The sequence below is a fragment of the Candidatus Desulfosporosinus nitrosoreducens genome (assembly GCF_030954495.1).
GTDB classification, from domain to species: Bacteria; Bacillota; Desulfitobacteriia; order Desulfitobacteriales; family Desulfitobacteriaceae; genus Desulfosporosinus; species Desulfosporosinus nitrosoreducens.
The window spans coordinates 16,782-28,562 of sequence record NZ_JAVHUW010000047.1; the positions used below are offsets into that span (position 1 = coordinate 16,782).

Annotated in this window: 13 protein-coding genes; 12 read left to right on the forward strand and 1 reads right to left on the reverse strand. The window is 44.9% G+C overall.

Annotated elements, in window-relative coordinates:
- The first annotated feature begins 6 nt into the window (after positions 1–6).
- The 10 genes from pssA to REC12_RS10090 all read left to right on the forward strand — a co-directional run bounded on the left by pssA (position 7) and on the right by REC12_RS10090 (position 8,953).
- Positions 7–546: a CDP-diacylglycerol--serine O-phosphatidyltransferase gene (gene pssA, locus REC12_RS10045; protein WP_308894058.1), complete on the forward strand. Its 540-nt coding sequence runs from the start codon at positions 7–9 to the stop codon at positions 544–546.
- A gap of 149 nt (positions 547–695) precedes the next feature.
- Positions 696–1,046 carry a recombinase gene (locus REC12_RS10050; protein ID WP_308894060.1) on the forward strand — a complete coding sequence of 117 codons (351 nt, stop codon included), beginning with the start codon at positions 696–698 and terminating at the stop codon, positions 1,044–1,046.
- A 204-nt stretch (positions 1,047–1,250) separates the two neighbouring features.
- The gene (locus REC12_RS10055; protein WP_308894061.1) at positions 1,251–1,709 is read left to right on the forward strand and encodes a hypothetical protein; all 459 of its coding nucleotides are present in this window, start codon (positions 1,251–1,253) and stop codon (positions 1,707–1,709) included.
- 346 nt (positions 1,710–2,055) lie between these two features.
- Entirely contained in the window at positions 2,056–3,678 is a 1,623-nt protein-coding gene (locus tag REC12_RS10060) for a peptide ABC transporter substrate-binding protein (RefSeq protein WP_308894062.1), read from the forward strand.
- A gap of 115 nt (positions 3,679–3,793) precedes the next feature.
- Positions 3,794–4,726, forward strand: a complete 933-nt coding sequence (locus tag REC12_RS10065) for an ABC transporter permease (RefSeq protein WP_308894063.1) — start codon at positions 3,794–3,796, stop codon at positions 4,724–4,726.
- 2 nt (positions 4,727–4,728) lie between these two features.
- A complete protein-coding gene (locus tag REC12_RS10070) occupies positions 4,729–5,640 on the forward strand; it encodes an ABC transporter permease (protein WP_308894065.1) in 912 nt (303 codons plus the stop codon).
- A 12-nt stretch (positions 5,641–5,652) separates the two neighbouring features.
- A complete protein-coding gene (locus tag REC12_RS10075; RefSeq protein WP_308894067.1) occupies positions 5,653–6,675 on the forward strand; it encodes an ABC transporter ATP-binding protein in 1,023 nt (340 codons plus the stop codon).
- Positions 6,672–7,655, forward strand: a complete 984-nt coding sequence (locus tag REC12_RS10080) for an ABC transporter ATP-binding protein (RefSeq protein WP_308894069.1) — start codon at positions 6,672–6,674, stop codon at positions 7,653–7,655. The genes REC12_RS10075 and REC12_RS10080 overlap by 4 nt, the downstream gene beginning before the upstream one ends.
- Positions 7,656–7,918: 263 nt before the next feature.
- A complete protein-coding gene (locus REC12_RS10085; protein ID WP_308894070.1) occupies positions 7,919–8,065 on the forward strand; it encodes a hypothetical protein in 147 nt (48 codons plus the stop codon).
- A gap of 9 nt (positions 8,066–8,074) precedes the next feature.
- Complete coding sequence (locus REC12_RS10090) at positions 8,075–8,953, forward strand: hybrid cluster protein-associated redox disulfide (seleno)protein (protein WP_308894072.1); 879 nt, start codon at positions 8,075–8,077, stop codon at positions 8,951–8,953.
- Between the two features lie 97 nt (positions 8,954–9,050).
- On the opposite strand, the gene REC12_RS10095 is transcribed toward REC12_RS10090, so the two are convergent.
- On the reverse strand, positions 9,051–9,239 hold the full coding sequence (locus REC12_RS10095; RefSeq protein ID WP_308894073.1) for a ferredoxin: 189 nt from the start codon (positions 9,237–9,239) through the stop codon (positions 9,051–9,053).
- A gap of 518 nt (positions 9,240–9,757) precedes the next feature.
- On the opposite strand from REC12_RS10095, the gene spo0A reads away from it, so the two are divergent.
- Positions 9,758–10,552 (forward strand): sporulation transcription factor Spo0A, encoded by a 795-nt coding sequence (spo0A, locus tag REC12_RS10100; RefSeq protein ID WP_308894199.1) that lies wholly within the window; start codon positions 9,758–9,760, stop codon positions 10,550–10,552.
- 374 nt (positions 10,553–10,926) lie between these two features.
- Positions 10,927–11,610: a dTMP kinase gene (locus REC12_RS10105; protein ID WP_308894075.1), complete on the forward strand. Its 684-nt coding sequence runs from the start codon at positions 10,927–10,929 to the stop codon at positions 11,608–11,610.
- Positions 11,611–11,781 lie beyond the last annotated feature (171 nt).

The following is an 11,781-nucleotide window of genomic DNA, read 5'->3' on the forward strand; positions in this document are numbered from 1 at the left end:
TAAAGAATGAGTGGAAGACCGATTCCCGCTCGTATGATCCCGAGTATGTTTACTCTGGCAAATCTGTTGTTCGGTTTTCTTGCCTTAGTTTGGGTGCTTGAGGGGAATTTCGATTTGGCTTCGGCCATGATTTTACTTTCTGTACTCATGGATAGTTTAGACGGCAAAGTTGCCCGCAGACTTTCTGTGAGTTCGGAGTTTGGCAAGGAGCTTGATTCTTTGAGTGATCTGGTTTCTTTCGGTGTTGCTCCTGCCATTCTAACCTATCAAGCCACTCTCCAGCCTCTCCAGCCCGACTACATGAGGTATATTGGTTTGGGGATTGCCGTGGGGTTTGCTTTGTGCGGCGCAGTTCGGTTGGCACGTTTTAATATGCTTAACATTACAACCTATTTCGTCGGAGTTCCAATTACCTTTGCCGGTGGTTTTATGGCCTTGTTAATGTTTCTGCACAGTATGCTGCCGTGGTATGTTTATCCCGTAAGTATGGTGATTCTTGCTTTTCTGATGGTTTCCACCTTTAAAGTCCCCAAACTTGGCAAATAGAGCTTTTCGGAATTATTGTTTAATTTCATAAATTTGCGCTCAAAAAGCGAGCAGGAAGAAGGGCTTTCCTGCTCGCTTTTTGCACCCCTTAGGAGAGTCCGGCATATAGTATGGCACAGGACTGTGAACACTAAGGAGGAAGCGTTTATATGGATAATCAACATGTTAGTTGGAATAATGTTGGATTGCGTATGGTTCAAGGTCTGACGACAACGATCGATGTAGTACGCCAACTTGATGTCCAAGAGGCTTCTTTGGTGATGCGTTTGCTTGGAAAAAGCTGCACACGGATGGTGAAAGAGGGAGTAGGACATCAATTTGGGATCGCTCTTATTGAAACAAGTGCCCAATTGGCAATGAAGGAATCCTTGGTATTGGAAGACGTTCTCAAAATTATTACCGGCATCATTGGCCGCCTGTACTTCACGGCGAATTCAGATGAAGAACGTCAACTGGTTGCTCAACTCGAAGAAGCTGTTAAGAATTACCAAGCGGTTTAGTCTGACATTCTCAGCATTGTAAGCATACCTTACCAAAGGTGAACTTAAAATCGAATATAAGGAGGAAGAGATTTAATGAGAATTTACTATGTGCGCTTACCGGAGTTTGTACTTAATGTATTACGAAAAGTTTTTGGCTAAAGTGGAATGAAAAGGACATTTCCCTCCTAGAATGGTAGTAGAGACAAGCAAGGGAGGGAAACTATGCGTCACAGTCGTTATGCATGGATCTTGGGTTTGGCAATCGTTTGTTTAGTCACCATTGTCACTTTTCAAACGCCTCAAACCGTGATCACAACCATGTCAGATCCACACTACCAAAAAAGTTCCAGAACAACGATCCAACATTTCTTTTCGCTTTTGGATTTGCGCCAAACTGATCTTGCCAGGGACCTTTTGGTGCTGCCTGAGGGTTCTTTGGACGATCAAGAATTCAAAACCTGGGAGACTACCTTAAATAAAGACCCGTTATTATCCCTGCAAAAAGTAGAGTTCTTGAATTTTGATCCGGCCAATACCCAGGGAATCATTGTCCGAGTTTCATGGTCATCTCCGCTTGAAAATGTGCAGCAGGTTACGTATTCAATCAGCTTAAAGCCGACCGAGAAGGGGTGGCGCATTCAACAGCTTAAGAAGATCAATTATCCTGCGGCACCTTCCTGACCTTTGGGAAGCAATCAGAAGCAATCAATTAGTTTTACCAAAATAATAGCCTGGCTTGAGAACACGGTCTCCTGACTTGAGGTAACCGTGTTTTTGTTTATTGCTTAATTCAGGACTTGAGGCAATCCGCTTCAGGATGGGTTTGACCTTTAAAAAATTGTCCGGAGTAGTCATCTAAGGTAAAAGAAAACTTTATTGTAACTTTATTCCACTATGGACCCTGAGAATGAACGGCCATTCAAGAATAAATAAAAGTTTTTTGTATACATGCAGGTAATTTAAACTCAAATGTAGAATACTACTGACAATTCGTGATTCTCTAAATAATTAAGGAGGGCTAAGGAAAGTGAGAAAAAACAGAGGTATTGCGGCGGTGATCGCTATAACCCTTATGCTAGGGTTAGTCCTTACGGGCTGCGGTTCTGCCGGCAACAGCAGCGGCGGAGGAACTTCGGCCGCTAAGGAAATGAAAATGAGTTTTGCTCCAGGCGGCGAACCGAAAACTCTCGATCCGCAAATGTCAAACGGTGTTCCCGAGGCTATCATGGAAATGGCTTTGTTTGAAGGCATTATGCGCTTAGACAAAGACAATGTACCCCAGTTGGCTGTTGCCGACAGTGTTGAGGTTTCCCCCGACGGTCTGAAGTACACAGTCAAGCTGAAAGACTCCAAATTCAGCAATGGAGACCCCTTGACGGCCTCCGACTTTAAAGCCTCATGGCTGCATGCTCTTGATCCGGCCGCTGCCGCTGAGTATGCTTATCAACTATTCTATATTAAGAATGCCGAAGCCTATAACTCCAAGAAGGCTAAAGCTGAAGACGTAGGTATTAATGTTGTAGATCCCAAGACACTGGAAATAACTTTGGAAGCTCCGTGTCCCTACTTTAAATCTCTGTTGGCTTTCCCAACCTATTTCCCTGTGGATCAAAAGAATGTTAAAGCCAATGGCAACTGGAATACAGAAGCAGCAACCTTTGTCAGTAACGGCCCCTTCATGATGAAGTCCTGGAGCCACAATGACAAAATGGTTCTGGTGAAAAACCCTAACTATTATGATGTTGCCAACGTAAAATTAAGTGAATTGGATTTTAACCTTGTTGAAGACGGCAAAGCAGCGACAACAGCATTTGAAGCCGGACAATTGGACGGACACGACAACCTCGTCCCTGAAGATATCGTGCGCTTCAAAAAAGACGGCACTTTAAAACAAGCTCCCCAGCTGGGTACTTATTTCTATCGCTTTAACACCACCAGAAAACCTCTCAATGATCCGCGTGTGCGCCAAGCTCTGACTATAGCACTCAATCGTCAGGATCTGATCGACAATGTCTTCAAAGGCGGTCAGACTCCGGCCTTCGCTTATGTGCCCGGAGCGATTCCCGACGCTACTCCAGGCAAGGATTTTCGTTCGGTCGGAGGAGATTTCTTCAAAGAGGATGTTGCTAAAGCTAAGCAGCTTTTAGCTGAAGCAGGTTATCCGGACGGTAAGAATTTCCCGACTTTGACAATTCTCTACAATACCAACGGTACTCACCAACTGCCTGCCCAAGCGATTCAGGATTACTGGCAAAAGAATCTGGGCATCACAGTTAAACTGCAAGGTCAGGAATGGGCGGTTTACCAACAAAGCATGCAAGGTCTGCAATATGACATTGTAAGAGCCGGCTGGCTTGGTGACTATATTGACCCGATGACCTTCTTGGATATGTTTGTGACAAATGGCGGCAACAACCAAACCGGTTGGTCCAACGCCGCTTACGATAAAGATATCGACACCGCTAAGAATAGTGCCGATCAAACGGTACGCATGCAGGCGATGCATGACGCTGAGAAAATTCTTATGACGGAAATGCCGATTATGCCGATTTACTTCTACGTGAACAACTACGTGCTTAAAGACAACATTAAGGGCGTGCTTGTTCTTCCGCAAGGTTTCTTCGACTTTAAGAATGCCACGGTACAATAACAAATTATAAAATTCAAACAAGAAAGTTAAGGGGCAAGTTTCCAAAACTTGTCTCTTAACTATGCCTTCTTGTTGTGCTAAAATTTGTCTATTAGGTCGATTAAGGGGGAAAGTTATGGTACGGTATTTGGTAGGGCGAATTATTGCGGCGATTTTTGTAGTTTGGCTGGTTATTACCCTGACGTTTTTTTTGATGCATTCGATTCCCGGCGGCCCGTTTTCTACAGATAAGGTTTTGCCACCACAGGTCATGGCTAATATTAATGCCCGCTATCACTTAAACGATCCGCTGATGAAGCAATACACAGATTATATGAAAAACATTGCTCATTTTGACTTTGGCCCAACCTTCAGGTATCAAGGTCGGACCGTCAACGATTTGTTTAAAGAAGGTTTGCCGAGAACCGCGACCCTGGGTTTGCTGGCAACTGTCTTAGCTTTAGTTTGCGGAACCGGTATGGGCATTGCCGCTGCTTTGCGGCAGAATAAAGCAACGGACTATGTCGCCACATTTTTGGCGACGATCGGAGTTTCGGTCCCAAGCTTTGTGATTGCAACGTTTTTGCAGTATTACGTAGGCTTCAAACTTCACCTTTTCCCCCCCATTGGCTGGGGTGAACTAAAAAATGTTTTCCTGCCGGCTATTGCTTTAAGCGCTTATCCCGTAGCTCAGATCACGCGCTTGACCCGGACAAGCATGCTGGACGTTTTGAACCAGGATTACATCAGGACCGCCAGGTCCAAGGGGTTGCCCGGCTATGTGGTTGTGACCCGTCACGCGATGAGAAACGCCTTGATTCCCTTACTGACATTCTTCGGACCGTTCTTTGCGTATATCCTAACGGGTAATTTTGTGGTGGAATATGTTTTCAACATTCCCGGTATTGGTCAGTTCTTTGTTTCCAGCATTACGGCCCGCGATTATCCAGTGATTATGGGAACAACTATTCTGTTTGCTTCCATGCTGGTTATCTTTAACTTGCTGGTGGACATTGCCTATACAGTCGTTGACCCCCGCATAAAACTTACCGGACAGAAGGGGGCCTGAGCATGAGTTTAGAAGCAGATTCCTTTTCACCCATACAGCAAACCATCAAAGCTGAAGTAATTAATCGTCCAAGTACGACTTTGTGGCAGGATGCTCGCCGTCGGTTCCGTATGAATCCCTTGGCCATGGGCGGACTGTTTGTGCTCATCCTGATCATCTTGTACGCTCTTGTCGGTCCGTTTTTAACCCAATTTAACTATTACTCTAATGATTTACATTCGACACTCATCCCGCCGAGTTGGCTTCATCCCTTTGGTACGGATGAATTAGGCCGGGATATTTTAACGAGAACGATGTATGGTACCCGGATCTCACTTGTTATCGGTTTTGGCTCAGTGTTGATCAATTTAACCATCGGGATTTTCTATGGCGGAATTTCGGGCTATTTTGGCGGCCGCATTGATAATTTTATGCAGAGGTTAATTGACATAATCTTCAGTATCCCGGACCTGCTGTATGTCATTTTGCTCATGGTTACTTTTGGTTCAGGCCTGAAAAATATTTTTATCGTGCTTGGGTTAGTAAACTGGGTACCTATGGCCCGGATCGTGAGAGGACAAATCCTGTCTTTGAGAGAGCAGGAATTTGTTCTGGCCGCCCGGACTTTAGGAGCTAGTACACGCAGGATTTTAATGAAACACTTGCTGCCCAACAGCGTTGGCCAGATCATTGTTGTGGCTGCTTTACAGGTGCCGGCGGCAATTTTCATGGAAGCCTTTCTGAGCTTTATTGGTTTAGGGATTCAGCCGCCGCTCGTCAGTCTTGGTTATATGGCTGCCGAAGGCCGTGTGGATATTCCCGCTTATCCCTTTGCTTTGTTTTTCCCAGCCGTGTTGATTGCTATTTTGATGCTGGCTTTCAACTTTGTCGGCGATGGTTTGCGGGATGCGTTTGACCCCAAAATGCGTAAGTAAGGAGGAATTACTGTGGCAACTTTACTAGAAGTAGATAACCTCAGCACCTCTTTCTTCACGTATGCCGGAGAAGTCCAGTCTGTCTCCGGAGTGAGTTTTCACGTAGATGAAGGGGAAGCTATAGGTATTGTCGGTGAATCAGGCTGTGGCAAATCCGTAACAGTTCAGTCCATTATGCGGCTGATTCCCAACCCGCCGGGTAAAATCAAAAACGGACAAATTCGTTTTATGGGGCGGGATTTGGTAAAACTTACGGAAAAAGAGATGCAGAAAGTTCGCGGCAAAGATATCAGTATGATTTTTCAGGACCCTATGACGAGTCTTAATCCCGTCCTTACGGTTGGACGTCAAATGACGGAAGTTCTGCAGCGGCATGAAAGAATCGGCAAACACGAAGCCTTAGCCCGCTCGGAGAAGTATCTGGAGATGGTGGGAATTCCTAATGCCGGGCGCCGTCTTCATCAATATCCCCACGAGTTTTCCGGGGGGATGAGGCAGAGAGTCATGATTGCCATGTCCTTGCTTTGCAGTCCCAAGCTGCTAATCGCCGATGAGCCGACAACGGCACTTGATGTGACAATTCAGGCTCAAATACTGGAACTGATGAGAGATTTGAAAGAGAAAATCAATACCTCCATCATTTTGATTACTCATGATCTGGGGGTCGTTGCCGGGCTTTGCTCACGAATTGTCGTCATGTACGGCGGCAAGGTGGTTGAAAGCGGACTTGTCTCGGAACTATTTCATGATCCACAACACCCGTATACCTGGGGATTGCTGAACAGTGTTCCGCGTCTGGATGCCAAGAGCAGGGGCAAATTAATCCCCATTAAAGGCTCTCCTCCGGATCTGCTGAATCCTCCGCGAGGCTGTGGCTTTGCGGCCAGGTGTCCCCATGCCATGAATATCTGCCTTGAACAGCCGCCGGCTTATACGGAAAAATCTCCAAGCCACAAAGTTGCCTGCTGGCTGCAAGATTCGCGAGCTCCGAAGGTGAACCGTATTTCGGGTGCGCAGCAGGAGGTAGTGGTATGAAGGATGAAGTAATTCTTGAAGTTTCCGAGCTGGTCAAACATTTTCCGATTGAACAAGGCCTTTTTGCGCGCAGCACAACTAAGGTTCATGCAGTCAACGGAATTTCCTTTAAGCTAAAACGCGGCGAAACCTTAGGTTTGGTCGGTGAGAGCGGCTGTGGCAAATCAACGGCAGGCAGAACGATTATGCGCCTTTATGAACCCACTTCGGGTAAAGCTATTCTGAACGGAAAAAATCTCTTTGAGTTGGATACCAAGGAAATGCTGGCGATGCGCCGGCGGATTCAGATGATCTTTCAGGACCCCTATGCTTCTTTAAATCCTCGTATGACGGTTGGTGATATCATTGGCGAACCTTTGGATATTCACCGGCTCGCTCAAGGTCAAAAACGTACGGATCGAATTTATCAGTTGTTAGAGACAGTAGGGCTTAATTCCGAACACGCCAATCGCTTTCCCCATGAATTTTCCGGGGGCCAAAGACAAAGAATTGGCATTGCGCGGGCTCTTGCTGTTGATCCCGAGGTCATAATTTGTGATGAGCCGATTTCCGCTTTGGATGTTTCCATCCAGGCTCAGATTGTCAATATGCTGGAAGATTTGCAGGATCGCTTGGGCTTAACCTACCTCTTTATTGCCCATGATCTTTCCATGGTCAAGCATATTTCCCACCGCATTGCCGTTATGTATCTGGGGAAAATTGTGGAGCTTACTGAAAGTTTCAACCTCTACGAGTCTCCTTTGCACCCCTATACTCAGGCTTTGTTGAGTGCGATTCCAATTCCGGACCCCGAGGTGGAACGCACCAGACAGCGAATTGTTTTGCAGGGCGGAGTTCCCAGTCCGATTGATCCGCCGAGCGGCTGCTATTTCCGCACGCGCTGTCCTAAAGCTATGGACATTTGTGCTTCTCAAGCGCCGGAAATGAGAGACATGGGCAACGAGCACTTTGTAGCCTGTCATCTTTACAGTGGTAAATAATTTCAAACTAAATTTAATTGCCGCCTTGATGTTTTTGGTGTGCTAAGGTTAAAGCTGCCAGAACGATAAAATTCTACCGGACAACCATTGTCCGGTAGAATTTTATTTTTAGTGGCTGAATAGTTTCCAGGGTATTCGCTCAAACTGAGGATTGATTGATCTCGCTGAAAGGTGCTGAAAGGCACAGAAAAAATGTGTGTTAAGTCACACCGCTCTCAGTGTCAGCGTGTTAGACTGGGACCATAAAGAAGGAGGCAATAGACATGGAAAACGTTAAAAAGACAGCTCCGGAACTTGAATGCGATCACTGTGGAACAACCAGTGAACTAACGCCTATTTTGACATATGTCCACCAAGGTGAAGAAAAGCATGTTTGTACGCATTGCTTGCCGATGCTTATACATGGTTAGGAGAAGAGTATGCGCTTTACGCTCGATATGAAATTAAAAGATATAATGACCGCGAACCCGAAGACCGCGGAAGCGATGCAGGAATTAGGACTGCATTGTCTGGGGTGTGCCTTTTCTGTCAACGAGACATTAGCCAATGCGGCACAAATGCATCATTTAGACCCCAATCTGTTGTTAGAAAGAGTTAATGCCGTGGAGCAGGGCGAGATTTCCCCCGAGGCGGCGGCTAAAGCTCAGCCCCCCGGTTCGATTCTCCAAATGGATAAAAAGACATATTCCATAGCTCCTCATATTCCGGCAGGAGTTGTTACGCCGGAAATACTGCGCAAGATTGCGGATGTGGCCGAAAAATATCATGCTCAAGCCTTAAAAGTAACCTCAGCACAGCGCATAGCCATTGTTGGTTTACAGCCGGAGGATATTCCTAAAATATGGGAAGACTTAGGAATGGACCCTGGTCATGCTGTTGGCTTGTGTGTGCGGAGCGTGAAAGTCTGCCCGGGCGATACATTCTGTAAACGCGGGCTGCAGGAGACTCTAGCCTTAGGGATGGAAATTGACAAACGCTACCATGGTTTGGAGTTACCTTCAAAATTTAAAATCGGAGTTGCCGGCTGTCCGAATAAGTGTACAGACGCTGCTTCAGTGGATCTTGGTCTGATGGGAACAAGTAAGGGTTATCATCTTTATGTCGGAGGAAATGGTGGCGTTAAGCCGAGACAGGGCAATATCCTTCTGGAAAATCTGCAAAAAGAACAGATTATGCCGGCCATTGATGCTGTGATCACTTACTATAAAGAAAATGCCAGGCCCCAAGAGAGAATAGGCCGACTCATCGACCGCCTTGGTCTGGACGGTCTCCGTGAATACGCGGAAAAACAAGTTTAATCAGTAAATCAATAACAATAAAGCAATAACAATAAAACAATCAATGAGCGTCCTCAAATGCCGGAGGACGCTCATTGATTGTTTTGGTTGTTTTAGGCTATTTTACCGATATAGCATCGACCGGGCAGCCTTCTTCTGCTTCTTTTGCCGCATCTTCCACGTTACTGGGGACCGGGTTTGTATAAGCCGTTGCCAAACCGTCATCTTCCATCTTAAAAACTTCCGGGCAGAATTCCGGACAGGCTCCACAGCCAATGCAAGTATCTTTGTCGACTTCAGCAAACATTATGTACCCTCCTTCACCTAATCTAAGGATATTCTTCCCTTGTCAAAGTTGTCTATTCACGGTAATTTAAATAAAGAAGAATTTCTTTTACGGGGACGAATAAGGCCAGTTTGTGTTTGGCGGAAAAACAGGGATTTGTTCGGGTTGGCCAATAGCGCGAAGTAGGAATAAAATTCGGGCAATGGCTCGATGTAATAACCGTTCAAAAGCTTTTGAATTCCTTGACCAAGATTTAAGGTTGTATTCCGTTGCGTAATCTCGATATTGTTCCCATTATTTCGTTCTCGAAAGTTGTTATTTCCCCTTATTGGAAAATACAGGAATATTTTGCGTTTAAAAAAATACCAGTATTAACCAGAAACCCTTTATCCATCGCTCTCTCGGAACTTGAACTACTTGATGAAGTTGCCTTATTATTTGCGATTTCGACATTGCCCATAACGTATAATAAGGGCACCGGAGTTTCACAGCCAAAAGATTTTTTAGCCGGAATATTATTAAGGCGGGATGATGGTCGAATGGGTAAGAAAATAAAAATAATTGTCGCGGATGATAACCGTAATTTATGTCAAATGCTACAGAACTATCTTCAAGGCCAAGAAGATGTAGTTATTGTTGGTGTTGCCAATAATGGTTTAGAAGCTTGGGAACTTATTCAAACGCAAGAGCCGGATCTGATTATTCTGGACTTGGTTATGCCAAATTTAGACGGGTTAGGAGTCCTTGAGCGGGTTAATAGCCGCACCACAATGCCTCGTCCTAAGATTATTATGCTGACTGCCTTCGGGCAAGAGTCCCTCACTCATCAGGCTATGCTGCTTGGAGTCGATTATTTTATTCTTAAACCCTTTGATTTGGATATTTTAAGTAAACGGATTCGCTCTTTAACTCAGGATATGCCTGCGGCGGCTCCTCAGTTTACGACAGCCTCTCCGGTGGTAACCACGGTTGGCAGCGGTGTCAATTTAAGTGTGGAAGTTACCACGATGATGCATCAAATTGGCATTCCCGCCCATGTAAAGGGGTATCAATATATACGCGACGCAATTTTAATGGTGGTCGAGGATGTTTCTCTCTTAGGGGCAGTTACCAAGGAGCTTTACCCTGGAATTGCCAAGAAATTTGATACGGCACCCAGCCGGGTAGAGCGGGGAATTCGGCATGCCATTGAATTGGCCTGGGAACGTGGACATACGGATACTCTTAAACGGATTTTTGGATATTCCATGAACATAGAGCGTCAGAAACCAACAAACTCAGAGTTTATTGCCCTTCTAGCCGATAAATTAAGAGTTATGAGTAAAGTCAGCTAAAAATAATTAACAGGACCTTAGAGTCTGTTAACATAAAGGTGAGTTATTGGTTATTGCTATCATAAAATAAAAATGGTTATCAAGGTTAGGCGAATTTTAGCTTAACCTTTTTTATGTCCAAGACACTTTGTTCTAGCGGAAGAATAACTTCGTCACATACCTTCTTTCAGTATGAGCAAGCTTGAATACAATAGAGCGGAGTGTCATAATAGTGTGAGTCCATATAGGCATTTGAATAATAAGATTACAAAATAAGATTACTAAATAAGACTAAATGAGGCTTTTGTCCATATAGCAGCTTGAAAGATCAGGACAAAGAAGTGTAATATAGGTTGGATGGCTAAAATCGATGAAGAAAAAGGAGGCGCTTTTCTTTGAGGGGGAAGCTCATTGTTATCGAAGCAGGGGACGGTTGTGGCAAGGCGACTCAAACTCAACTGCTTTATGACAGACTTAAGACGGACAATTATCATGTAAAAAAAATCGAATTCCCCGATTATGAAAGTGATTCCTCAGCCCTAATAAAGATGTATTTGAATGGGGATTTTGGCACAAATCCGGATGATGTAAACCCTTATGCGGCGTCCGTATTTTATACAGTGGACAGGTATGCTTCTTATAAGAAAAGCTGGGAGGGGTTTTACCAAGGGGGCGGAATTATACTGGCTGACCGCTATACCACTTCGAATATGGTACATCAGGCGGCCAAAATAACTGATAAGGCAGAGCGGCAAGCATATCTTAATTGGCTGACGGATTTGGAATTTGGCAAGTTCGGATTGCCCGCTCCGGACTGTGTTATCTTCCTCGACATGCACCCCAGCTTTAGCCAAAAGCTTATAAATGGTCGTCTCAATAAATTAGGGAGCCAGGAAAAGGATATTCATGAAAGTAATTATGAATATTTAGAGCGTTCTTATCGTAATGCCTGTGAGATCAGAGCGGAAAACGGCTGGAATATAATCGGCTGTGTGGCCGATGAGCAACTGAGAAGTATCGCAGAAATCCATGCGGATGTCTATAAAACCGTTATAAAGGTATTGACTGATAAGTCCTAACCAATAAAATAATACAGCCACAACAGCAGTTGTTGTGGCTTAACACGTGTAATGTGCTATTTCCTATGGACTGCACACAATAAGAAGTGTTTTGCAAAAGAAATACGAGATGCTTAGATGGAGCCTCTTAAAGTTTGCCGAAATAGAGCGTTATCCGCTGGCTTAGCCGCT